This is a genomic window from Mycolicibacterium xanthum (assembly GCF_019710635.1).
Classification (GTDB): domain Bacteria; phylum Actinomycetota; class Actinomycetes; order Mycobacteriales; family Mycobacteriaceae; genus Mycobacterium; species Mycobacterium xanthum.
On the sequence record NZ_JAIFZS010000003.1, the window covers coordinates 102,542 to 123,577 of the forward strand.

Consider the following 21,036-nt stretch of genomic DNA (forward strand, 5'->3'; position numbering starts at 1 on the left):
CGGTCTCACAGGTACTGGCCGGTGCCGGGATGTCCCGGCCCGCCCCGCTGCCCGGGTGCCATCGTGCCGGGCGGCAGTGCACCCTGGCGCATCTGCTCGAGCTGCTGGCGGGCCGCCATCTGCTGGGCGAACAACGCGGTCTGGATACCGTGGAACAGCCCTTCGAGCCAGCCGACCAGCTGGGCCTGGGCGATCCGCAGTTCGGCGTCGGACGGGACGGCGTCCTCGGTGAACGGCAGGGTCAGCCGTTCGAGTTCGGCGCGCAGCTCCGGCGCCAGCCCGTCCTCCAGTTCGCGGATGCTGGTCCGGTGGATGTCGCGCAGCCTGCCGCGGCTGGCCTCGTCCAGCGGTGCCGCCCGCACTTCCTCGAGGAGCTGCTTGATCATCGTGCCGATGCGCATCACCTTGGCGGGCTGCTCGACCAGGTCGGTCAGAGACTTGCCGTCGGCGTCGTCGGCCTGGTCGGCGAGATCGTCCGCACTGCCGCCGATGATCTCGATGTTGTCGTCGTCGGTGTTGGTCGTCATGGTCCTAGAGTGCCCCAACATTCCTCTCCGGCTGCGGTCGGGCTGCACGCCGCCGATGGGCGGGCCCGACTGTTGTCCTCGATACTCTCCCACTCGTCCGATTTGTCCAGCGCGACGTGCCGGATCCGGCAAACGCCACTCCGGCCGGGCGGGATATGGTGGGTAGGCCGGTTGCCCCGGTCAGCCACGTTGACCCTATTTGCCGATGATCGAGCCAGCAACGGCGGAGCCGGTAGCGCTCCGCGCCGTCGGCGCGCTCGACTAGTATGGCTGCGCAGATGACCCGTTCCGGCACGGCATGGGCAGCGGAAAGAGGGTCGGGCGTCCCCCAACCGGTCTGGAGATCGGCGGGTAGGGCGAGATCCCGATGCACAAGAGGTGGGCTGGCATGGCATACGACGTCGCCCGGGTGCGTGGATTGCACCCGTCGCTGGGCGATGGCTGGGTGCATCTGGACCCGCAGAACGGCATGCTGCTCCCCGACGCGGTCAGCAGGGCCGTGTCGACCGCCTCCCGGGGGTCGATGCCCAGCGTGACCGGGCCGCATCCGGCGGCTCAGCGCAGCGCGGCGGTACTGGCCGCGGCACGCCAGGCCGTCGCCGATCTGGTCAACGCCGATCCGGCCGGAGTGGTGCTGGGTCCCGACCGGGCGGTGCTGCTCACCTCGCTGGCCGACGCGGCGTCGGGGCGGGTGGGGCTCGGCTACGAACTCGTCGTGTCCCGGCTGGACGACGAGGCGAACATCGGGCCGTGGCTACGTGCGGCTAACCGATTCGGCGCCAAGGTCAAGTGGGCCGAGGTCGACATCGAGACCGGCGAGATGCCCACCTGGCAGTGGGAAGAGCTGGTCACCCGGCCCACGCGGCTGGTCGCAATAACCTCGGCCTCTTCGACTTTGGGAACCGTCACCGAATTGCGCGAGGTCACCAAGTTGGTGCACGAGGTCGGCGGCCTGGTCGTCGTCGACCATTCGGCGGCGGCCCCGTACCGGCTCATCGACATCGACGAGATCGAAGCGGATGTGGTGGCGGTCAACGCGCTGGCGTGGGGCGGCCCCCCGATCGGTGCGCTGGTGTTCCGGGACCCTTCGGCCATCGACACGCTCGGATCGGTGTCGCTGAACCCGTACGCCACCGGCCCGGCCCGGCTCGAGCTGGGCTCACACCAGTTCGGACTACTGGCCGGTGTAGTGGCGAGCATCGAATATCTTGCCGGGCTTGATGATTCAGCCCAGGGTGGGCGGCGTGAGCGGTTGGCGGCATCTATGCAGTCGGCCGGTTCCTACCTGGGTGGGCTGTTCGACTATCTGCTGACGTCATTGCGGTCGTTGCCCGCCGTGATGGTGATCGGCAGCCCGGATGACCGCATCCCGGTGCTCAGCTTCGCGGTCAACAACGTGCCGGCAGATCGGGTGGTGCAGCGACTGGCCGACAACGGGGTGCTGGCGATCGCAAACGCCGGCTCGCGAGTGCTCGACGTGATCGGGGTCAACGACGTCGGTGGCGCGGTGACCATCGGTCTTGCGCATTACAGCACCGCCGCCGAGGTCGACCAGTTGGTCCGTGCGCTGGCCTCGCTCGGCTGACCCGTCGCGCTAATCGTCAACGCGTAGCAGCACTTTCCCCGCCACATCACCGGACTCCAGCAGCTCGTGGGCGGCCTGCGCCTCGGCTATCGGGAACTCGGCCCCGATCACCGGACGGACCAGTCCGTCGGCGATCATCGGCCAGACGTCGTCGATGACCCGGGCGACGATCTCGGTCTTGCCGCCGGGGCCGCCCACCGGGCGGGACCGCAGCGTGGTGGCGATCACGCTGCCGCGCTTGGCGAGCAACTTACCGATGTTCAGCTCCGTCTTGACGCCGCCCTGCATCCCGATGATCACCAGTCGGCCGTCGGTGGCCAGCGCGTCGATGTTGCGGTCCAGGTAGGCCGCACCCATTATGTCGAGGATGACGTCGGCTCCGCCCGCAGACCGGATGATCTCGACGAAATCGTCGCTGCGGTAGTCGATGGTGATCTCGGCGCCCAGTTCGGCGCACAGGTCGAGCTTGTTGGCCGAGCCCGCGGTGACGGCGACCCGGCAGTTCAGGGCGCGGGCCACCTGGATCGCGTGGGTGCCGATCCCGCTGGCACCGCCGTGCAGCAGGACCAGCTGTGAGGCGCGCAGCCCCGCGGTCATCACCAGGTTCGACCAGACCGTGCACGCCACCTCGGGCAGTCCGGCCGCGTGCACCGGCTCGACCCCGGTGGGAAGCGGGAGCACCTGGCCGGCGGGGACGGCGACGAACTCCGCGTAACCACCCCCCGCCAGCAAAGCACAGACTGGTTGCCCCGGTGACCACAGGGTGACCCCTTCGCCGACCGCTTCGATGGTCCCGGACACCTCCAGGCCGAGGATCTCGCTGGCGCCCGGAGGGGGTGGGTAGCGGCCGGCCGCCTGCAGCAGGTCGGCTCGGTTCACCCCGGCGGCGATGACTTTGATCAGGACTTCACCCGGAGCGGGCGCCACATCCGGAACGGATGTCCAGGCGAGCCGGCCCGGCGATTCGGCCACGATGGCGAACATTCCCTGCACGCTACCGACGCCGAACAGACACTGCCGGGTTTCCACCAGCGGCGAGCAAACCCGCCCTACTATGAGACGATGGCGGGGATCATCGGGGGGCGCACGGCAAGCGACATGCCGGGGCTCGACATCGCCGAGCAGCGGGCGTGGCAGCATTTCCTGGACGCCGCACTGCGACTCTACGGGACCATCAACCACATGCTGACCGATGAGCACAAGCTCACCCTCAACGACGTCCGCCTGCTGGACCTGCTCGCCAAATCGCCGACGGGCGCGGCCCGGATGGGTGATCTCGCCGAGGCGTTGATGTCGTTGCCGAGCCGGGTCACCCGGGAGATCCAGCGCCTGGAGGTGCAGGGTCTGGTCAACCGCGGTGCCAGCCCGGAAGACGGGCGCGGGGTAGTCGCCACCATCACAGAGGAGGGCCGGATGGCCCTGGCGGATGCCATGCGCACCTACGGCGCGGCCGTGCGGAGCCACTTCCTGGACCGGCTGTCACGTCCGCAGGTCGCGGCGATGGGGGAGAACTGCCGCAGGATCAGCACCGGGCTGCGGACCGGGGCGCCGTCGGCCAAGGTCGGCCGCGTCTAGACTGTCCCGCGGTGGCGTGGCAGAGCGGCCTAATGCACTCGCCTTGAAAGCGAGAGACGGCTAACACCGTCCGGGGGTTCAAATCCCTCCGCCACCGCCACACTCCTACCCTTTGACGTAGGAGAGCTTCTCGGTGATCCGGTCGCCTCTGACCTTGAACACATCGACACCGCGGACGTGCCCGCCGTCCCAGTTGTAGCGCCACAGCTGGATGACACGATCCCCTGCAGCGAAAGTCTCTTCGGGCTCGAATCTCGATGCCGCATCGTCGAAGATGGCCGTCCAGGCTTCGCGGATCGCCTCATGCCCGACATGTCGCGTCCCGTCCGGAGCGGGGCCTGTCGCGTCGAATACGCAGTCGTCACTGAGGAAGGACATCGCGAGCGGCAGATCGTGGTCGGCCCATGCCGCCCCGAAGGCCTCGACGAGCGCAAGCGGATCCATGCTGGTTACCCCTCCCAGTGATCACGGCTGGTGTGAGCCACTCGTACCCACTGGATGGTGGATTGTCAACGGAGCCCGCCGTCGTGGTCCCAGGCCGGGTGACGCGGCTGACCGGCGAGCACCTCCGGTAGTTCGAATTCCGCCCCTGTGCAGGTGAAACAGTGTGGCAGTACGCTCTTGCCATGTACGCCGCGAGGTGGGGACTCGTGGCACTCGGCGGGGTGCTCATCGTTTCCGTGTGCTCGTTGGTGTTGGGGGGCCGGAGGCGCCGCCGCGGGGAGACCCCGGCGCAGCGATACCAGCGTGACGTGGTCGGGCTGAGGTACCGCCCGCAGACGTGGAAGACCAAGCGCGCGGCCGTATCCCGCAAGCAGAAGCACCGGATCTGGGCCGCCGGCGCGGCGGGCGCCGCCGGCTACGTCGTCGGGACGAGCGGCATCGACGTCGGCACCGGCGGCGGCTGCGGAGGCGGCGGTTGCGGAGGCGGCGGTTGCGGAGGCGGAGGCGGTTGCGGCGGTGGGGCCTGAGCCGGTCCGCTACTCGCCGGTGAAGTTCGCCGGCCGCTTCTCGAACATCGCGGTGATGCCCTCGGTGAGGTCCTTCGACGGCAGGAACGCCGAGTTCCACGCCGCGACGTAGCGCAGGCTGGCCGACACCGCGGCGGTGCGCTGCTCGTCGAGCACGTCCTTGATGCCCTGAACCACCAGCGGTGGGTTGGCGGCGATCTCGGCGGCGGTGGCCCGCGCCGCGGCCAGCGACGCCTCGGCGTCGTCGTACACGTCGTTGACCAGACCGATCTTCTCCGCGCGGGTGGCGTCGATGTCCTTGCCCGTCAGCGCCAGCTCGCGCAGGTGCCCGTCGGACAGGATCAGCGGCAGCCGCGCCAACGAGCCCACGTCGGCGACTATCGCCAGCTTCACCTCACGAACCGAGAACTTCGCGTCGGCGCTGGCGTAACGGATGTCGAGCGCCGAGATCAGGTCCACCCCGCCGCCGATGCACCAGCCGTGCACCGACGCGATGGTCGGGGTGCGGCAGTCGGCCACCGCGGTGATCGACTGTTGCATGGTCTTGAGCCGGGCGTGGAACTCCGCCCGCGGTTTGGCCAGTGCGCCCCCGGCCATCATCGGCCCGAGCGTGTCGCCCATGGCGGCCAGGTCCAGGCCGTAGCTGAAGTGCTTGCCCGACCCGGTCAGCACGATCGCCCGCACCTCGGGATCGGCGTCCAGCTCGGCGAAGACCACCGGGAGCTCGGCCCAGAACGCCGGCCCCATCGCGTTGCCCTTGCCGGGGCCGATGAGCGTCACCACCGCAACGTGCTCGGCGATCTCGACGGTGACTGATTCCAATGAGCTGCCCATGGAGCAAGAGGTTAGCGGCCCGCCGGCCCGGCCGGTCAGCTGCCCATCAGGACCTGGCTGACCTTGGCATCCGGCAGGAACTGGCACGCGGCGTCGGCCAGGATCTGGCCGACGAACTCGCCGTCGGGGCCCAGCGGGTTGTTCTCGTCGGACAGGATGGCCCGGACCACCGCGACCCGGGTGGGCTCGTCGAGGTCCTTGTACTCCTCGCAGGTCATCGTCAGCGCATTCGGCGGGGCGGGCACCTCGGGAACGTTGGTGTTGCGCGTCGGCAGCGGGATGTTCGGGATCGGGATGTTGGGCAGTTCCGGCAGCCCGGGGATGGTGGGGAGGCGGGAGGTGGTCGGCGCCGAGGTCAGCGGCGGACCCGGTTCGGTGGTCTGCGCGACAACGCCCTCGGTGGAGCGCTGGCACGCCGTGGTCAGGCTCAGGACGACCGCGAGACCGACGAGGGTGGCCGCTGTCAGCCGCACGTGCGTGTTCACGCTGGCCACGATATGCGGCTCAGCAACGCTCGAGATAAAAGTACAGGTGACGCGGGGTGCCGGAGCTGTCGTCGAGTGCGCCCTTACCATTCATGATCCCGATGACCGCGTTGTCGTCGATGACCTTGAAGTGGTCGTGGACCGGTCGGCCGTCGTAGACCATCGACGCCACCGGCTCGCCGCGGAACTCCTCCATCCACAGGCTGGCCTCGCCGTTCATCGCCTCGGTGTTGGAGAACTTGTTGCCGTCGGCGTCCAGGCAGACCAGCGGCTTGGCGTCGGAGGCGGAGTGAAACGTCTTGCCGAACCAGTTCAGCCGCTTCATGAAGCCGTTGGCCTTGTGACCGGTGTCGAACTCGCCGCCCTTCCACTCGCCGATCATGTAGTCGATGGTCGCCGGCGGCAGCGCCGCCCAGAACTCGTCGAGCTCGGCGTCGCCGATCCGGTCGGTGCGGTTCTTCAGCGCGGTGAAGGTCTCCCTGGCGGTGCTCACTGCGGTCATGGCTGTCCTATCCAGCGTCGGGCGAATTCGAGGAACGCGTCGTTCTCGGCGGGGGACGCGACGGTGACCCGCACGCCGTCCTCACCGTACGGGCGCACGATGATGCGGCTGTTGGCGGAGTCGGCGGCGAACTGCTGGGCGCGGCCCGGCAGCGGCAGCCAGACGAAGTTGGCCTGCGACGGCGGCAGGTCGTAGCCCGCGTCGCGCAGCGCCTCGGAGACCCTGGTGCGTTCGGCGACGACGGCGTCGGTGCGCTCCAGCAGCTCGTCGGCGGCGTCCAGGCAGGCGATCGCGGCTGACTGCGAGACGCTGGTCGCGGTGAAGGGCACGTAGACCTTGGACAGCGCGCTGACGATGTCCGGGTCGGCGACGGCATACCCCACGCGCAGGCCGGCCAGCCCGTAGGCCTTCGAGAACGTCCGCAGCACAACGACATTGCTGTGCTCGCGGACCAGCTCGAAGCTGTCGGGCACCAGGTCGTCGCGGATGTACTCGACGTACGCCTCGTCGAGCACCACCAGGATGTGCGGCGGCACCGCCGCGACGAAGCGGGCCAGCGCCCCGGGGTCGACGACGGTGCTGGTCGGGTTGTTCGGGTTGCACACGAAGATCAGCCGGGTGCGATCGGTGATCGCGGCGAGCATCGCGTCCAGGTCGTAGGTGTGGTCGGTCAACGGCACCTGCACCGGGGTGGCGCCCGCGGTGCGCACCTGCAGCGGGTAGATCTCGAAGCTGCGCCAGCCGTAGAGCACCTCGTCGCCGACGGTCGAGGTGATCTGGATCAACTGCTGGCACAGGCTGACCGACCCGCAGCCCACCGAGATGTGCTCGGGGGCGAAGTTGACGTGCTTGGCCAGCCGCTCCTTGAGCTCCACGTAGCCGTTGTCCGGGTAGCGGTTGATGCCCTCGATCGCCTTCTCGATCGCGGCCCGCACGCTGGGCAGCGGCCCCTGCACGGTTTCGTTGCTGGCGATCTTGATCGCACCGGGCACCGTGCGGCCCGGGGTGTAGGCGGGCAGATCGGCGAGCTCGGGGCGCAGTCGGGCGGACACCCGCTCAGTTTATGGCCAGCCCCGGGCGCCTTTGGATGTGCTTTGCTTCTGCAGGTCTGCCCTGTGTACGCTCTTGGCTCGGCGGTAAACGTCAGGAGGCGTGCCAGAGCGGCCGAATGGGGCTCACTGCTAATGAGTTGTCCACCTCAAAGTGGACCGGAGGTTCAAATCCTCTCGCCTCCGCGTTGACGGCCGGCTCGCCGGCGTCGACAACTGAAAACTGAACACACCAAGCGCCCGTAGCTCAACGGATAGAGCATCTGACTACGGATCAGAAGGTTAGGGGTTCGAATCCCTTCGGGCGCGCCCACTAAAGCATGTCGTGCGCGGCACCGCAGCCAAGTCTGCACACCGGCGCCGCCCGCGTCAGCATTCCTCCGCTTCCGACCGGGTGCGGCCCTCCACACCGGTGGACCAGCGGTCACCACGGCCGACCGGCCTGACCTCGAACATCGCCGGAATACGGCTCGCGATCACCAAGTCGGGATCGCCGCGTCGATATGCCACCCGCTGGTGGGTCGACGGTGACACCATGGTGCGGTGAGCCGGGGTGGGGGCCGCCCGAGATGACAGCAGCAGGGCTGGTGTGTGGAACGTGTGGCACACAGTTGAGCGCGAAGGCCAAGTTCTGCCACGAATGCGCCGCGCCCGTGACCTCGACCACCACACCAGCGGAGTACAAACAGGTCACTGTTCTGTTCGCCGACGTGGTCCACTCGATGGAAATCGCCAAAACCGTCGGTGCGGAGCGGCTGCGCGAGATCATGGCCGGACTGGTCGATCAGGCCGCCACTGTGGTGCGCCGCTGTGGTGGCACGGTGGACAAGTTCACCGGCGACGGGATCATGGCGCTGTTCGGCGCTCCGATCGCGTTGGAGGACCATGCTCTGCGGGCCTGCCGGGCTGCCTTGGCGGTCCAGGGCGCTGTCGGTGATCTGGCCGATGAGGTCGGGCGCCGAGACGGTATTGATCTCCGGCTGCGGATCGGCTTGAACTCCGGTCAGGTCATCGCCGGTGAGGTCGGCACTGCTGCAACGGGTTACACCGCGATCGGCGAGCAGGTCGGTCTGGCTCAGCGGATGGAGTCGGTGGCCCCGCCGGGCGGGGTGATGCTCAGTTCCTGCACGGCGCGGCTGGTCGAGGGCACGGCGGTGCTCGGTGAACCCGAGCGTGTTCACATCAAAGGGTCGGACCAGCCGGTGCAAGCGCGACGGTTGCTGGGTGTGCCGGAGCGGAATGATCGTGCGGCAGGTGTTGTGTCGGCTCTGGTGGGACGGCGCAGGGAGATGGCTGTTGTCCGGGGTCTCCTGGAGAGCGCCATGAACGGTCTCGGCGCCGTGGTCACGGTGGTGGGGTCCCCGGGCGTCGGCAAGAGCCGGCTCGTGCGGGAGGTCGCCGCGCTGGCCGCCGAACGGGAGGTCGAGGTTCTGACCGCCTATTGCGAATCACACACCGTCGACGTTCCGTTCCGTGTGGTGGCGCGGCTGCTGCGGGCAGCCGCCGGGGTGAGTGATCTGGACGGGCAGGAGGCCCGCGACCGCGTGCGGGAACGGATTCCAGACGCAGACCCCGAGGATTTGTTGCTCTTCGACGACCTCCTGGGCATCGCCGATCCCGAGGTTGCTCTGCCGAACATCGATCCGGACGCACGACGGCGGCGGTTGACCGCTCTGGTCAACACGGCCTTGCTGGCCCGAGAGTCCGCAGCGGTCTATGCGATCGAGGATGCACACTGGGCCGACGAGGTCAGCGAGTCGATCCTGACCGCGTTCTTGGCCGTGATTCCGCACACCCCGTCGCTGGTTCTGATCACACACCGTCCCGAGTACGACGGGGCGCTTACCCGGGTGGCGGGCGCACACACGATCGCCCTCGACGCGCTCAGTGATACCGAATCCGCGGCGCTGGTCGCCGGGCTGGTCGGGTCGGATCCTTCGGTCACCGACGTAGCCACATTGATCGTCGAGAGGGCGGCGGGGAACCCCTTCTTCGCCCAGGAGATCGCCCGGGAGCTGGCCGAACGCGGCGTCCTGCTCGGCAGTCGGGGTGCCTACGTCTCGACGGCCGACGTCGCCGAGGTCAGCGTGCCCGCCACAGTGCAGGCCACCATCGCCGCCCGCATCGACCGCTTGGGTCCGGCGGCCAAGCGCACGCTGTGCGCGGCGGCGGTCATCGGTTCGAAGTTCACCCGCGATGTGCTCGACACGCTAGGCGTCGAGCCGGTGCTCGACGACCTGGTGCGCGCACAGTTCTTGGATCGGATCTCCTCCACCCACGAACCCGAGTACGTGTTTCATCACCCACTCGTCCGAACCGTCGCTTACGAATCGCAACTGAAATCCCACCGCACCCAGATGCACCGGCGGCTGGCCGCCGCGATCGAAACGCGTGACCTCGAATCGGCTGACCAGAACGCCGCACTGATCGCGGAGCACCTGGCGGCCGCGGCTGACTGGCACGCCGCCTACTCATGGCACATGCGCGCGGCAACGTGGGCCGCCAGCCGCGAGATCGGGGCTGCGCGCGCGAGTTGGCAACGTGCCGGCGACATCGCTGACCGCCTCGCTGAAGGCACTCCAGATCGGCTGGCGCTCCGGATAGCACCCCGCGCCATGCTGTGCGGCACCGCGTACCGCCTGGGTGGCGTTATCGACGAGACCGGCTTCGACGAACTGCGAACACTGTGCGCAGCAGCCGGCGACCACATCTCACTGGCCATGGGTCTGTCCGGATTTCTGGTGTCGCGGACGCTCAACCGGCGACTTCGCGAATTGGCTGCGCCGATAGACGAATACACCCACCTGCTCGAGTCGATCGGCGATCCCGACTTGATTGTCGGTCTGATGAACACGGCGGGCCACCCAAAACTCCAGGCGGGCGAAATAGCCGAGGCACTTCGGTTGGCCGAGCGGGTCGTCGAAATGGCCGATGGCGATACCACCAAGGGCAACTTCTTCTTCGAATCACCCCTGGCGTGGGGGATGACCCTTCGTGGCGTGGCCAGGTGCAGCCTTGGAGATCCAAGGTGGCGCGGTGATCTCGAGGCCGGACTCGTCATGGCTCGCGCTGTCGGCGGGATAACCCAATTCAGCGTCACCACAGCCGGTTACGCGGTACCCGTTCTGAACCGAGCGCTTCTGCCGGACGCGATCATCGATCGGGACACGTGTGTCGCCCTGCAAAATGCGGAGCGGTTCGGTGACGACCTGTCGTTGGCGTGGGCCCGGATCGCGCGAGGCATGATTCTGACCCGTCAGCTTGATGCCGAGCAGGATGTCGGCGTGACGATTCTGGAGAGCGGACAGCAACAAGCACGACGACACGGGGACCTGCTCACCGCGGGAATAGCCGACATCGCGGCCGCGGAACACAAGCATCGAATCGGCGACATCGATGGTGCCATCGAGAGGGCCCGAGTCGTCCGGAGCGACCTGTTCGCCAGTGGTGAAATGCTCTACCGCGGACCCGCCACCACCGTTCTGGTGGAGTCGCTGCTGGGCCGTGGCACCGAAACGGACCTTCGGGAAGCCCAGGACGTTGTCGACCAACTTGCCGCCGTGCCAACCCAACCCGGTTTCGTGCTCCACGAATTGCCGTTGCGGAGGCTGCGCGCACTGCTGGCGAGGGCACATGGTGACGAGGCCGGCTATCGCAGCTATCGGGACCGATACCGCGACATGGCGACAGCGCTCGGTTTCGAGGGGCACATGAAGTTGGCCGAAGACATGTAGCGGCGGTGCCGTGAAACGACCGGCATCACATGCATGTCAGCCGCCGAAGACACCGCCCGTCTCGCCACGATCCCGCGGATTCGATTGACCTGCGCACCCTTGCCGATGAGCGCTCAACCGGTGTCCGAGCCTCCCTCAGCTCTCCCAGTCGGGGATGGCCGGGTCTCCCGCCGCGGCGCCGGGCCCGTGGGCGTCCGGCCTGGCTGTTCCACGGGTGCACGGCCGCCCGGGCCGCCCTGGGCGCCTGCGCCTTGCGGGATTCCGGGGACCACCCTGGCGGCACCCGTTGTCCTACCGCTGATTTCAACCAACCGTGGTACCCGGCCCCGGTTCAGTATTCGCCTGGTCAGGTTCAGCCCCCTGGCGACACTGCCCGTCTTCGACAGGGTCCCGCCCGGCGTGAACAGCGAGCCGACGTTGAACGCGGTCTCGCCGGCGCCGCGGCCGGGATGCTCGCCGAACCATTGATCCCAGGCGACGAAGTCCTGGAACGTGTCGACCACCACACCGGGCAACGTGGTCGGATCCCGGACCACCGAGACCGCCAGTTCGGCGTTGCCGATCCAGGTGTCGACGTCGGCCAGGGCCACCGTCCCCGCCACGGTTTCGATCAGCCCGGTGATCGCCCCCACCTGGATGTCGGTGTGCAGCGTCACCCCGTCGGCGAGGGCGTTGCCCACCCCGGCGCCGAAATTCTCGACCAGGACCGGGCGAATCCACTTCTGGAAGACGGTGGCCGCGTCGCCGATCAGGATCGCGAGCTCGTCGAGCAGGCCGACGATGCCCTTGACCTGCGACTGGAAATTCTCGAGCACGCACCCCACATCACGAGCGACCTCGCGCAGGATGTCGTCGCCCTCGCCGGTGAGCAATCCGGTGACGGTGTCCCACAGGCCGCCGATCGACAACCGGTCCAGCAGCCGCCGGATGGCGTCTTGAGCGTCCTGCACGGTGTGGGCGAAGTCCGAAACAGCCTGTGCCACCGACGAAGCCACGTCGGCCAACGCCGCGATCGCCTGGCCGAGGCTGTCGATGGCGGCGATGATGGTGGCGCCCTCGGGGATCGACTGCGCGCTCACCGCAGATCTGATGCCGGCCAGCTGTGGCTCGATCAACGCGAACCCGGTGGAGAAGTTGCGCCACTGCATGGCGGTCAGGCCCATCATCGCCGGGTTGCCCGACGGCCAGGTCATGGCGGTACCGGCCAGCGGACCGAGGCCGGGCAGCGCCTGCAGCAGCGGTTGGATCAGGTACCACTTCGCCGGTGGCGCAACGATCACACCGTTGGGTCCCGGGGGGACGTGCGCGGCCGCAGTGGCACCGGGCCGGCCGCCCACGCCGCCGCCCGGGCCCGGCCCTCCGATCGTCGACGCCGCGTCGGCGTTGCGGTAGTTGAACCCGGTGGCCTCCAGCAGCAGGCCGAATGCGGTGAACGCATCGGCCGAATCGGCGACCGCGGCTGAGAACTCCTGTGCCTGGCGGCCGTACTTGATGCCGAAGTTCAGCCCCGCCGGGTCGGCACCCGAGGCGATCCCACCCGACAGCGCCGCACCCAGCGCATCCGAGAGCCTGCCCAGCTGCGATCCCAGTGATCCCATCTGTCGACCAGCCGCGATCAGGGCCAGTGGATCAACCTCGATGAACATCCACACCCCCGACACCGGCCGGCGGCGTCATCCCTGCCACATCCGGCCATTCCTGCTCACCGTATCGGCATAGTTCCGGTGCGCGGTGTCGGCGATCTGCCGCAACGCCGACAATGCCGCCGCCATCTGTGCCGCGCCGTCCTCCCACTGCTGCTGCGCCTGCGCCTGCGCATCCGAGCCGTCGCCGTGCCACGACGCCCGAAGTCCGGCGACGGTCTGATCGATGTCGTCCAGGCACTCGCCGATCTCACGCTCGAATTCCGCCATGTGGGCGATCGCCGCGCGCAACGCCGGGAAATCCACCACCAGCGTCTTCATCGCCTGCTAACCGCCGGTCCGCAGCGCAGATTCGAGCACGTCGCCGGAGCGGTCGTCGATCGTCGTATACGCACTGCCGGCGACGGTCAGCGCTTCCGCCATCGCCTGCAGGCCGCCGATCACCTGGCAGGCCCCGTTGTGCCACCGGTCCCACGCCAGTCCGTAGCCGGACGCGGCATCGCCCTGCCAGCCCGAATCCAGCAGCTGTCTGGTCTCGTGGTCGATGCCGGCCAACCCGTCCTGCAGCCGCTGTCCGGCGTCACGCAGTTGAGCGGCGGCCCAATACAACTCCGATACATGGACGTCGACCGAATCCCCCACGTCACCCCTCACGTCGCGACGGCTTACCCCCGATTTGAGAGCCTATTCGCGCCGACGAGGGGGTCCGCGCACCAATTTCTCCCGGCCCCGGTCTCCTAGGGTGGAAGGTGTGCGCCTGCTGCTGATCGCCGACACGCACGTCCCCAAGCGTGCCCGCGACCTACCCGCCGAAGTCTGGGCGGCCGTCGACGAGGCCGACGTGGTCATCCACGCCGGGGACTGGGTGGAACCCGAACTGCTCGACCGGCTGCAGTCGCGGGCCCGCCGGCTGGTGGCCTGCTGGGGCAACAACGATGGTGCGGAGCTGCGCCGGCGGCTGCCGGAACGGGCCGACGTGGTGCTCGGTGGCCTGCGGTTCACCGTGGTGCACGAGACCGGCGCGGCCACCGGCCGGGAGGCCCGGATGGCCCGCGAATACCCGGACACCGACGTGCTGGTGTTCGGGCACAGCCACATCCCGTGGGACACAGTGGCCAAAACCGGCCTGCGGCTGCTCAATCCGGGATCCCCGACGGACCGGCGGCGTCAGCCGTACTGCACGTACACGACCGCGACGGTGCACGCCGGCGCGCTCACCGACGTCCGGCTGCACCGGCTGCACCGCGATGAGTGACCGGCCCGCCACCGAGGCCGACGTGCACGAGATCGCGGCGGGGATGCCGCATGTGACCCGGGTCGAGGGGCCGAAGGCGGGTAACCCGATCTACCAGGTGGGCGGCAAGTCGTTCGTGTTCTTCCGCACGCCGCGGCCCGATGCGTTCGACCCCGACACCGGCGAGCGCTACCCGGACGTGATCGTGATCTGGGTGGAGTCCGAGGACGACAAACGCGCGCTGACGCAGGACCCCGAATCGCCGTTCTTCACCACGGCGCACTTCGACGGGCACCTGTCGGTGCTGGTGCGCGCCAGCCGACTCGGTGAGGTCGGCGTGGTCGAGCTGCGTGAACTGATCCAGGACGCGTGGCTGTCGCGGGCGTCGAAGCGCCGGGCCGAATGCTGGCTGACCGAGCAGGGCGACTGAGTCAGCTGCCCGGCGCGACCTTGTCGTGGGAGGCTCCGGCGAGGAACACAGCGAACCGGGCCGGGTTGTCCCCGGGGTTGCGCCAGCGGTGCCGGGTGCCGTTCTGCACAACGGTGTCACCGGACTGCAGCGTCACCTCGGCGCCGTCGTCGAGTTCGAGGATCAGCGGACCCTCCAGCACCACCTCGAAGTCGACGGTGTCGGTCGTGTGCATGCCCGCATCCTCGAGGTCCAGGTAGCCGAGCAGGCCGGGCAGTTGCTCTTCGGCCTCGGCGACGGCCGCGTCGAAGTCCAGCCCGTCCAACGGCGTCTCGACGTTGCCGGGCGGCAGCGTGACGATCCAGAACCGGAAACCGCCGATCGGCGGAAAGTAACTGTGCCACTTCGGCATCGTGCCGTCGTCGGGGAAATGCGGCGCCTCGTCACCGCCCCACAGCCTGGTGAACTCCGAACCGGGCAACAGCGCCGGTTTTCGCGGGGCAACGGCCTCGTCGCTGACGAACACGGACTTGCCGGAGGCGTCGTGCCCGGTGACCACTCGACGTACATCCATCGGGCCAGTCAACCACCGGCACCCGGGTCGCCGTGGCAATCTTGCGACATGCAGAGCAAGCCGCCGACACCGACCATCGAAGCCGCCCACCGCGAACACCTCGGAACCCTGCCGTTCGACGACAGCCGCGATTTCGCCGATGCCGACCGCGGCTTCGTCGCCGCGGCGTCCCCGTGCGTGTTCACCGCCGCCGACGGCCGGGTGGTGTGGGACAACGACGTCTACGCGTTCCTGACCGGTGACGCGCCGACCACCGTGCACCCCAGCCTGTGGCGGCAGTCGATGCTGGTCGCCAAGCAGGGCCTCTACCAGGTAGTGGAGGGCATCTACCAGGTGCGCGGCTTCGACCTGTCCAACATCACGTTCGTCGAGGGGGACACCGGCATCATCGTGATCGACCCGCTGGTGTCCACCGAGGTCGCCGCCGCGGCCCTGGCCCTGTACCGCGAGCACCGCGGCGACCGGACCGTCAAGGCGGTGATTTACACCCACAGCCACGTCGACCATTTCGGCGGCGTGCTCGGGGTGACCTCGCAGGAAGACGTCGACGCGGGCAACGTCGTGGTGCTCGCGCCCGAGCACTTCACCGAGCACGCCGTGCAGGAGAACGTCTACGCCGGGACGGCGATGGGGCGCCGGGCCGGCTACATGTACGGCGCGGTGCTCGAACGGGGCCCGAAGGGCCAGGTCGGCTGCGGGCTCGGGCAGACCCCGTCGACCGGCGAGGTGGCGCTGATCGTGCCGACCGTCGACATCCGGGAGACGGGGGAGAAGCACACCATCGACGGCGTCGAGATCGAGTTCCAGATGGCTCCCGGCACCGAGGCGCCCGCCGAGATGCACTTCTACTTCCCGCGCTACCGCGCGCTGTGCATGGCCGAGAACGCCACCCACAACCTGCACAACCTGCTGACGCTGCGCGGCGCGCTGGTGCGCGACCCGCACGGCTGGGCGGGCTATCTCACCGAGGCCATCGACACGTTCTCCGACCGTGCCGACGTGGTGTTCGCATCCCACCACTGGCCCACCTGGGGAAAGGACCGGATCGTCGAGTTCCTGTCCCTGCAGCGGGATCTGTACTCCTACCTGCACGACCAGACGCTGCGGCAGCTCAACCAGGGTTTCACCGGCATCGAGATCGCCGAGACCTTCGCGATGCCGCCGGCGCTGGAGCGGGCCTGGCACGCGCACGGCTACTACGGCTCGGTCAGCCACAACGTCAAGGCCGTCTACCAGCGCTACATGGGCTGGTTCGACGGCAACCCGGCCCGGTTGTGGCCGCACCCGCCCGAGTCGATCGGCCCGCGCTACGTCGCGGCCATGGGCGGCATCGACCGGGTGGTCGAGCTGGCCCGGGCGGCCTTCGACGACGGCGACTTCCGCTGGGCGGCAACCCTTCTCGACCACGCCATCTTCACCGACCAGAACCATGCAGCGGCCCGTGAGCTGTACGCGGACACCTTCGAGCAGCTGGCCTACGGCTCCGAGAACGGCCCGTGGCGCAACTTCTTCCTGGCCGGCGCCACCGAGCTGCGCGACGGCAACTTCGGCACCCCGACGCAGACCGCGTCGCCGACGATCGCCGCACAGCTGACCCCCGAGCAGATGTTCGACGTGCTGGCGATCAGCGTGAACGGCCCGCGGGCCTGGGATCTCGACCTTGCATTCGACGTCACGTTCCTCGACAGCGGGGTGAACTACCGGCTCACGCTCCGCAACGGGGTGCTGGTGTACCGCAAGGTGGCTGCCGACGACACCAGCGCCCAGGCCACCGTGCGGCTGGCGAGCAAGGTCCGACTGCTCACCCTGGCCGCCGGCGACAACACCTCACCGGGCGTGGAGATCACCGGCGACGCCGGCGTGCTCGCGTCGCTGACCTCGGTGCTGGACAAGCCCGACCCGTCGTTCAACATCGTCACGCCCTGAGGTCTCAGCACGCGGTCTACGGGATGCCGCCGTCGGCGCGCAGGATCGAGCCGGACGTGAAGCTCGACGCGTCCGACATCAGGAACAGCGCGGCGCCGACGATCTCGGCCGGCTCGCCGGCGCGCTGCAGCGCGCTGTTGCGGAACGGGTTGGTGCCCTCCCCGAAGTCCCAGGCATTGCTGATGTCGGTGAGGAACGGGCCCGGCATCAGCGTGTTGACCCGCACGGTCGGGCCGAACGCCAGCGCCAGGCCCTCGGTCATCGCGTTCAGCCCGGCCTTGGAGGCGGCGTACGGGATGAACGACGGATGCGGTCGCAGCGAGCCGTGGGTGCTGACGTTGATGATCGAACCGCCCCCGGCGGCCACCATGCGTTCCCCGATCAGGGCCGAGAGCCGGAACGGTCCCTTCAGGTTGAGGTTCATCACCGCGTCGAACAGCTTCTCGGTGACGTCGGTCTGCTTCTCGTACACCGGTGACATGCCGGCGTTGTTGACCAGCACGTCGACCTTCCCGAACTCCGCGTAGGCCGCGTCGGCGAGTCCGTCCAGCTCATCCCACCGACCGACGTGCACCTGGTAGGGAAACGCCCGGCGCCCGGTGGCGGTGGTGATCTCCTGCGCGGTGTCCACGCAGGCGTCGAACTTGCGGCTGGCCACGATCACGTCCGCGCCGCAGCGCGCCGCGCCGAACGCCATCTCCCGACCCAGCCCGCGGCTGCCGCCGGTGATCAACACCACCCGCCCGGTCAGATCGAACAGCTGATCGGCGTATCCCGCGTTACCCATGTCCCTCCCGTGCCGTGTCTCTGATCACCCGGTGCACGAACCCCAGCTTGGCCACCACGGGTGGCGGGATCGTGAACGGGTACAACGGATTCTTGCCCATCGCGGTGTTCACCCGGTTGAAGAACAGCGCAGCCGGCGCACCGGCCGGCTTCGAACGGCGTGAACGAGTGGCACACGGGGCAGGCGAATGCGCGCACGGGCCATATGGTGTCACGGTGCAACTGCTCCTCGTCCGCCACGCACTGCCACTGCGCAGCGAGCACGGGCAGGGCTCCGACCCACCGCTGTCCGACGACGGTCTCCGGCAGGCCGCGCGGCTGCCCGACGCGCTCGCCCGGTTCCCGATCACCCGGGTGGTCAGCAGCCCCCAGGTCCGTGCTGCGCAGACCGCCGCGCCGGTGGCCGAGGCGTTGGGCCTGTCGGTGCAGATCGATGAGCGCCTCGCCGAGTACGACCGGGACATGGCGCACTACATCCCGATCGAGCAGATCGCCGCCGAGAACCCGGCCGAACTGGCGCGGTTGATGGCGGGGCACCTGCCCAGCGCCGTCGATGAGGCAGCGTTCCTGCAGCGGGTCGGTGACGCGCTCGACGATCTGCTGGCGTCGGCAGCGCACGAGGAGACCGTCGCGGTGTTCAGCCACGGCGGGGTGATCAACGCGGTGCTGCACCGGGTCCTCGGCACCGAACGGCTGCTGTCCTTCCACGTCGACTACGCGTCGGTGACCACGGTGCTGTCGTCGCGCACCGGCAGGCTCGCGGTCGCCGGCGTCAACGCCACCGAGCACGTGTGGGACCTACTGCCCAGGCACCGTCCATCCTGAACAGCCGCGATGGTAGACAGTTGGGCGTGACTGACCTCGATGGCCTCGATCTGGCCGCCCTGGATCGACACCTGCGCGACGTCGGAGTGCCCCGCAGCGGCGAGTTGCGCGCCGAGTTGATCTCCGGTGGCCGGTCCAACCTGACGTTCCTGGTGAGCGACGACGCCTCGCAGTGGGTGCTGCGCCGTCCCCCGCTGCACGGCCTGACCCCGTCCGCGCACGACATGGCCCGCGAATACCGTGTGGTCGCGGCGCTGGCCGATACCCCGGTGCCGGTAGCCCGCGCGGTCACGATGCGCAACGACGACTCGGTGCTGGGCGCACCGTTTCAGATGGTCGAGTACGTGCCGGGCCGGGTGGTGCGCCACACCGACCAGCTCGAGGCGCTCGGCGATGCGGCCACCATCGAGTCCTGCGTGGACGCCCTGATCACGGTGCTGGCCGACCTGCACGCGGTCGATCCCGACGCCGTCGGGTTGGGCGACTTCGGCAAGCCGAGCGGGTATCTGGAGCGCCAGGTGCGCCGCTGGGGGTCGCAGTGGGAGCTGGTCAAGCGCGCCGGCGATCCCTGCGAGGCCGACGTCAAGCTGCTGCACGAGCGTCTGGCGGCGGCCACCCCGGCGCAGAGCCGAACGTCGATCGTGCACGGCGACTACCGCATCGACAACACGATCCTCGACGCCGAGGACCCAAATAAGGTGGTCGCGGTGCTGGACTGGGAGATGTCCACGCTGGGGGACCCGCTCAGCGACGCCGCGCTGATGTGCGTCTATCGGCACCCGACGTTCCGTCTGGTGCACATGGACGCCGCATGGGCGTCCGAGCTGATCCCGACCGCCGACGTGCTGGCCGAGAAGTATTCGCGCGCCGCCGGCGTGGACCTGGAGCACTGGGACTTCTACATGGCGCTGGCGTACTTCAAGCTCGCCATCATCGCCGCGGGCATCTCCTACCGGGCGCGGGAGGGTGGTGCCGGCGACGAAGGTGACCCGGTCGGCGAGGCGGTCGGACCGCTGATCTCCGCCGGGCTGGCCGAGTTGAAATAGGGTTTTGTTTGGTCGCCGCCCGGCCGGGGTAGAGAGTCGCGTGCCCAAAGCAAGCCCCACCAGATCGTTCCCTTGGATCGGAAGAAAGCGCCCTGTGATGAAACGCGATGTCGGTGCCGAGTTGGACGTGCAGATCACCGCGCCGACGACGCTGGAGTTCCAGATCGCGGTGGCCCCGCAGCCGGGTGCCGAGGTAACCGAGAAGCTGTCGTTCGTGTTGGACGGCCAGCCGATTCCGGCCGAGGACATCCGCGAGATCACCGGTGAGCACGGCAACCGGATCCACACGTTCGCCGCGCCGGTGGGCAACCTGCAGGTGAGCTATTCCGCGACGGTGATCGGGCAGGCCGAGCCCGCCCCGGTGCGCGATCTCGACCTGTCCACCTATCTGCGGCCCAGCCGCTACGCCGAGGCGGACAAGTTCTTCGGCTTCGCGGCGACCGAGTTCGGCGACTACGCCGATTCGGCCACGCTGCTGGAGAAGGTGTCGTCGTGGGTGGGCACCCGGTTGAGCTACGTGCCCGGCTCGAGCGACCCGATCGACGGTGCGGCCGACACCCTGCTGGCCGGTGAGGGGGTGTGCCGGGACTACGCGCACCTCGTCGTCGCGTTGCTGCGTGCGGTCAACGTGCCCGCGCGCCTGGTCGCGGTGTATGCGCCCGGCTGCGATCCGATGGACTTCCACGCCGTCGCCGAGGCCTTCGTCGACGGGCACTGGCGGGTCGTCGACGCCACCTGCCTGGCACCGCGGCAGTCGATGGTGCGCATCGCCACCGGGCGCGACGCCGCCGACACCGCGTTCCTGGACAACCACAAGGGCGCCGTCGTCCTCAACAACTGCACGGTGACCGCCACCGTCGACGGCGACCTGCCGACGGACTCGGTCGATCAGCTGGTGTCGATCAGGTAGGCCCCTCCAGCCCGGCCTTGAGGTTCTTCTTCGCGGCGCGGCGGAGCTGGAAGATGCGCACGGCGCCGACCGCCACCGTCAGCAGGCCACCCGCGACCGCGGCGAACAGGATGGCCACCCCCAGCGGCAGGCTCCAGTGCCAGCCCAGGAACGTGAACCGGGTCGATTCGGTGTTCTGCGCGATGAAGATCAGCAGGATGATCAGGATCACGAAACCCGCCACCAACGCCCCCCACATCGCGGCGGCCTTGGTGAACGTGACGGCCGATTCGGGAAGGGCCGGCGGGGCGGCCGCGGGCGCGTCGGAGGGCCCGTCGGAGGGCCCGTCGAACGGGGGTTCCGGCGACGCGAGGGGATCGCTGCTCATGGTCATATCTTTGCTCTTTCCCGCGTTGAATGAAACCTCGGTGCCGATGGCGTT

General features: G+C 68.7%; 23 protein-coding genes, 3 tRNA genes and 1 pseudogene. 13 read left to right on the forward strand and 14 right to left on the reverse strand.

Going from position 1 to position 21,036, the window contains the following annotated elements; translation table 11 throughout:
- Nucleotides 1-5 precede the first annotated feature (5 nt).
- Nucleotides 6-527 carry a bacterial proteasome activator family protein gene (locus JDV09_RS02785; RefSeq protein WP_221367590.1) on the reverse strand — a complete coding sequence of 174 codons (522 nt, stop codon included), beginning with the start codon at nucleotides 525-527 and terminating at the stop codon, nucleotides 6-8.
- A 388-nt stretch (nucleotides 528-915) separates the two neighbouring features.
- Here JDV09_RS02785 and JDV09_RS02790 point away from each other — a divergent pair, with 388 nt between their 5' ends.
- A complete protein-coding gene (locus JDV09_RS02790) occupies nucleotides 916-2,112 on the forward strand; it encodes a cysteine desulfurase-like protein (protein ID WP_221367591.1) in 1,197 nt (398 codons plus the stop codon).
- A 9-nt stretch (nucleotides 2,113-2,121) separates the two neighbouring features.
- Here JDV09_RS02790 and JDV09_RS02795 read toward each other — a convergent pair whose 3' ends face one another.
- The gene (locus tag JDV09_RS02795) at nucleotides 2,122-3,096 is read right to left on the reverse strand and encodes an NAD(P)H-quinone oxidoreductase (protein ID WP_221367592.1); all 975 of its coding nucleotides are present in this window, start codon (nucleotides 3,094-3,096) and stop codon (nucleotides 2,122-2,124) included.
- 78 nt (nucleotides 3,097-3,174) lie between these two features.
- Between JDV09_RS02795 and JDV09_RS02800 the strand changes: the two genes are divergently transcribed.
- Together JDV09_RS02800 and JDV09_RS02805 are read left to right on the forward strand one after the other, a co-directional pair.
- Complete coding sequence (locus JDV09_RS02800) at nucleotides 3,175-3,687, forward strand: MarR family winged helix-turn-helix transcriptional regulator (protein WP_221367593.1); 513 nt, start codon at nucleotides 3,175-3,177, stop codon at nucleotides 3,685-3,687.
- Nucleotides 3,688-3,697: 10 nt separating this feature from the next.
- Nucleotides 3,698-3,787: transfer RNA gene (locus JDV09_RS02805), tRNA-Ser, on the forward strand.
- Between the two features lie 5 nt (nucleotides 3,788-3,792).
- Here JDV09_RS02805 and JDV09_RS02810 read toward each other — a convergent pair.
- Nucleotides 3,793-4,131 carry a nuclear transport factor 2 family protein gene (locus JDV09_RS02810; protein WP_221367594.1) on the reverse strand — a complete coding sequence of 113 codons (339 nt, stop codon included), beginning with the start codon at nucleotides 4,129-4,131 and terminating at the stop codon, nucleotides 3,793-3,795.
- 182 nt (nucleotides 4,132-4,313) lie between these two features.
- On the opposite strand from JDV09_RS02810, the gene JDV09_RS02815 reads away from it, so the two are divergent.
- The gene (locus JDV09_RS02815) at nucleotides 4,314-4,658 is read left to right on the forward strand and encodes a hypothetical protein (RefSeq protein WP_221367595.1); all 345 of its coding nucleotides are present in this window, start codon (nucleotides 4,314-4,316) and stop codon (nucleotides 4,656-4,658) included.
- Between the two features lie 9 nt (nucleotides 4,659-4,667).
- Here the strand turns inward: JDV09_RS02815 and JDV09_RS02820 are convergent, their stop codons facing one another.
- Genes JDV09_RS02820 through hisC form a run of 4 tightly spaced genes read right to left on the reverse strand, consistent with a single transcriptional unit; the run spans nucleotide 4,668 to nucleotide 7,531 of the window.
- On the reverse strand, nucleotides 4,668-5,492 hold the full coding sequence (locus JDV09_RS02820) for a crotonase/enoyl-CoA hydratase family protein (RefSeq protein WP_221367596.1): 825 nt from the start codon (nucleotides 5,490-5,492) through the stop codon (nucleotides 4,668-4,670).
- Between the two features lie 35 nt (nucleotides 5,493-5,527).
- Nucleotides 5,528-5,977 carry a hypothetical protein gene (locus JDV09_RS02825; protein ID WP_308123979.1) on the reverse strand — a complete coding sequence of 150 codons (450 nt, stop codon included), beginning with the start codon at nucleotides 5,975-5,977 and terminating at the stop codon, nucleotides 5,528-5,530.
- 19 nt (nucleotides 5,978-5,996) lie between these two features.
- The gene (locus JDV09_RS02830) at nucleotides 5,997-6,479 is read right to left on the reverse strand and encodes a DUF4334 domain-containing protein (RefSeq protein ID WP_221367598.1); all 483 of its coding nucleotides are present in this window, start codon (nucleotides 6,477-6,479) and stop codon (nucleotides 5,997-5,999) included.
- Nucleotides 6,476-7,531 carry a histidinol-phosphate transaminase gene (gene hisC / locus JDV09_RS02835; protein ID WP_221367599.1) on the reverse strand — a complete coding sequence of 352 codons (1,056 nt, stop codon included), beginning with the start codon at nucleotides 7,529-7,531 and terminating at the stop codon, nucleotides 6,476-6,478. The genes JDV09_RS02830 and hisC overlap by 4 nt, the downstream gene beginning before the upstream one ends.
- A 94-nt stretch (nucleotides 7,532-7,625) precedes the next feature.
- On the opposite strand from hisC, the gene JDV09_RS02840 reads away from it, so the two are divergent.
- The 3 genes from JDV09_RS02840 (at nucleotide 7,626) to JDV09_RS02850 (ending at nucleotide 11,262) form a co-directional block, all read left to right on the forward strand.
- Nucleotides 7,626-7,714: transfer RNA gene (locus tag JDV09_RS02840), tRNA-Ser, on the forward strand.
- 50 nt (nucleotides 7,715-7,764) lie between these two features.
- A tRNA-Arg gene (locus tag JDV09_RS02845) sits at nucleotides 7,765-7,837 on the forward strand.
- Nucleotides 7,838-8,139: 302 nt separating this feature from the next.
- Entirely contained in the window at nucleotides 8,140-11,262 is a 3,123-nt protein-coding gene (locus tag JDV09_RS02850) for an ATP-binding protein (protein ID WP_308123980.1), read from the forward strand.
- A gap of 113 nt (nucleotides 11,263-11,375) precedes the next feature.
- Here JDV09_RS02850 and JDV09_RS02855 read toward each other — a convergent pair whose 3' ends face one another.
- From JDV09_RS02855 to JDV09_RS02865, 3 genes are read right to left on the reverse strand one after another with little or no spacing between them, the layout of a single operon-like run.
- Nucleotides 11,376-12,908, reverse strand: a complete 1,533-nt coding sequence (locus tag JDV09_RS02855) for a WXG100-like domain-containing protein (protein ID WP_255604740.1) — start codon at nucleotides 12,906-12,908, stop codon at nucleotides 11,376-11,378.
- 27 nt (nucleotides 12,909-12,935) lie between these two features.
- A complete protein-coding gene (locus JDV09_RS02860; protein WP_221367602.1) occupies nucleotides 12,936-13,226 on the reverse strand; it encodes a WXG100 family type VII secretion target in 291 nt (96 codons plus the stop codon).
- A 6-nt stretch (nucleotides 13,227-13,232) separates the two neighbouring features.
- Nucleotides 13,233-13,559, reverse strand: a complete 327-nt coding sequence (locus JDV09_RS02865; RefSeq protein ID WP_221367603.1) for a WXG100 family type VII secretion target — start codon at nucleotides 13,557-13,559, stop codon at nucleotides 13,233-13,235.
- Nucleotides 13,560-13,656: 97 nt separating this feature from the next.
- Between JDV09_RS02865 and JDV09_RS02870 the strand changes: the two genes are divergently transcribed.
- A complete protein-coding gene (locus tag JDV09_RS02870; protein ID WP_221367604.1) occupies nucleotides 13,657-14,160 on the forward strand; it encodes a metallophosphoesterase family protein in 504 nt (167 codons plus the stop codon).
- Nucleotides 14,153-14,569 carry an MmcQ/YjbR family DNA-binding protein gene (locus JDV09_RS02875; RefSeq protein WP_221367605.1) on the forward strand — a complete coding sequence of 139 codons (417 nt, stop codon included), beginning with the start codon at nucleotides 14,153-14,155 and terminating at the stop codon, nucleotides 14,567-14,569. The genes JDV09_RS02870 and JDV09_RS02875 overlap by 8 nt, the downstream gene beginning before the upstream one ends.
- A gap of 1 nt (nucleotide 14,570) precedes the next feature.
- Here the strand turns inward: JDV09_RS02875 and JDV09_RS02880 are convergent, their stop codons facing one another.
- Nucleotides 14,571-15,122 carry a cupin domain-containing protein gene (locus tag JDV09_RS02880; RefSeq protein ID WP_221367606.1) on the reverse strand — a complete coding sequence of 184 codons (552 nt, stop codon included), beginning with the start codon at nucleotides 15,120-15,122 and terminating at the stop codon, nucleotides 14,571-14,573.
- 48 nt (nucleotides 15,123-15,170) lie between these two features.
- Between JDV09_RS02880 and JDV09_RS02885 the strand changes: the two genes are divergently transcribed.
- Nucleotides 15,171-17,048, forward strand: coding sequence for an alkyl/aryl-sulfatase (locus JDV09_RS02885; RefSeq protein WP_221367607.1), 1,878 nt, complete (start codon nucleotides 15,171-15,173; stop codon nucleotides 17,046-17,048).
- Between the two features lie 16 nt (nucleotides 17,049-17,064).
- On the opposite strand, the gene JDV09_RS02890 is transcribed toward JDV09_RS02885, so the two are convergent.
- Nucleotides 17,065-17,835 (reverse strand): SDR family NAD(P)-dependent oxidoreductase, encoded by a 771-nt coding sequence (locus JDV09_RS02890; RefSeq protein ID WP_221367608.1) that lies wholly within the window; start codon nucleotides 17,833-17,835, stop codon nucleotides 17,065-17,067.
- Nucleotides 17,828-17,965 (reverse strand): annotated as a pseudogene (locus tag JDV09_RS02895) (putative zinc-binding metallopeptidase); the annotation flags it as partial. The gene JDV09_RS02890 and the pseudogene JDV09_RS02895, both read right to left, overlap by 8 nt.
- A gap of 85 nt (nucleotides 17,966-18,050) precedes the next feature.
- Here JDV09_RS02895 and JDV09_RS02900 point away from each other — a divergent pair.
- The 3 genes from JDV09_RS02900 to JDV09_RS02910 all read left to right on the forward strand — a co-directional run bounded on the left by JDV09_RS02900 (nucleotide 18,051) and on the right by JDV09_RS02910 (nucleotide 20,615).
- Nucleotides 18,051-18,659, forward strand: a complete 609-nt coding sequence (locus JDV09_RS02900; RefSeq protein WP_221367609.1) for a histidine phosphatase family protein — start codon at nucleotides 18,051-18,053, stop codon at nucleotides 18,657-18,659.
- A 26-nt stretch (nucleotides 18,660-18,685) separates the two neighbouring features.
- Nucleotides 18,686-19,705, forward strand: coding sequence for a phosphotransferase family protein (locus JDV09_RS02905; protein WP_221367610.1), 1,020 nt, complete (start codon nucleotides 18,686-18,688; stop codon nucleotides 19,703-19,705).
- Between the two features lie 97 nt (nucleotides 19,706-19,802).
- Nucleotides 19,803-20,615: a transglutaminase-like domain-containing protein gene (locus JDV09_RS02910; protein WP_221367611.1), complete on the forward strand. Its 813-nt coding sequence runs from the start codon at nucleotides 19,803-19,805 to the stop codon at nucleotides 20,613-20,615.
- Here JDV09_RS02910 and JDV09_RS02915 read toward each other — a convergent pair.
- The gene (locus JDV09_RS02915; RefSeq protein ID WP_221367612.1) at nucleotides 20,608-20,982 is read right to left on the reverse strand and encodes a LapA family protein; all 375 of its coding nucleotides are present in this window, start codon (nucleotides 20,980-20,982) and stop codon (nucleotides 20,608-20,610) included. The two genes, JDV09_RS02910 and JDV09_RS02915, sit on opposite strands and share 8 nt — an antisense overlap.
- Between the last annotated feature and the right edge of the window lie 54 nt (nucleotides 20,983-21,036).

Coding starts and splice junctions, on each gene's coding strand:
- JDV09_RS02785 (WP_221367590.1), bottom strand. CDS start 527: ATGACGACCAACACCGACGACGACAACATCGAGATCATCGGCGGCAGT.
- JDV09_RS02790 (WP_221367591.1), top strand. CDS start 916: ATGGCATACGACGTCGCCCGGGTGCGTGGATTGCACCCGTCGCTGGGC.
- JDV09_RS02795 (WP_221367592.1), bottom strand. CDS start 3,096: ATGTTCGCCATCGTGGCCGAATCGCCGGGCCGGCTCGCCTGGACATCC.
- JDV09_RS02800 (WP_221367593.1), top strand. CDS start 3,175: ATGGCGGGGATCATCGGGGGGCGCACGGCAAGCGACATGCCGGGGCTC.
- JDV09_RS02810 (WP_221367594.1), bottom strand. CDS start 4,131: ATGGATCCGCTTGCGCTCGTCGAGGCCTTCGGGGCGGCATGGGCCGAC.
- JDV09_RS02815 (WP_221367595.1), top strand. CDS start 4,314: ATGTACGCCGCGAGGTGGGGACTCGTGGCACTCGGCGGGGTGCTCATC.
- JDV09_RS02820 (WP_221367596.1), bottom strand. CDS start 5,492: ATGGGCAGCTCATTGGAATCAGTCACCGTCGAGATCGCCGAGCACGTT.
- JDV09_RS02830 (WP_221367598.1), bottom strand. CDS start 6,479: ATGACCGCAGTGAGCACCGCCAGGGAGACCTTCACCGCGCTGAAGAAC.
- JDV09_RS02855 (WP_255604740.1), bottom strand. CDS start 12,908: ATGTTCATCGAGGTTGATCCACTGGCCCTGATCGCGGCTGGTCGACAG.
- JDV09_RS02860 (WP_221367602.1), bottom strand. CDS start 13,226: ATGAAGACGCTGGTGGTGGATTTCCCGGCGTTGCGCGCGGCGATCGCC.
- JDV09_RS02875 (WP_221367605.1), top strand. CDS start 14,153: ATGAGTGACCGGCCCGCCACCGAGGCCGACGTGCACGAGATCGCGGCG.
- JDV09_RS02880 (WP_221367606.1), bottom strand. CDS start 15,122: ATGGATGTACGTCGAGTGGTCACCGGGCACGACGCCTCCGGCAAGTCC.
- JDV09_RS02885 (WP_221367607.1), top strand. CDS start 15,171: ATGCAGAGCAAGCCGCCGACACCGACCATCGAAGCCGCCCACCGCGAA.
- JDV09_RS02890 (WP_221367608.1), bottom strand. CDS start 17,835: ATGGGTAACGCGGGATACGCCGATCAGCTGTTCGATCTGACCGGGCGG.
- JDV09_RS02910 (WP_221367611.1), top strand. CDS start 19,803: ATGAAACGCGATGTCGGTGCCGAGTTGGACGTGCAGATCACCGCGCCG.
- JDV09_RS02915 (WP_221367612.1), bottom strand. CDS start 20,982: ATGAGCAGCGATCCCCTCGCGTCGCCGGAACCCCCGTTCGACGGGCCC.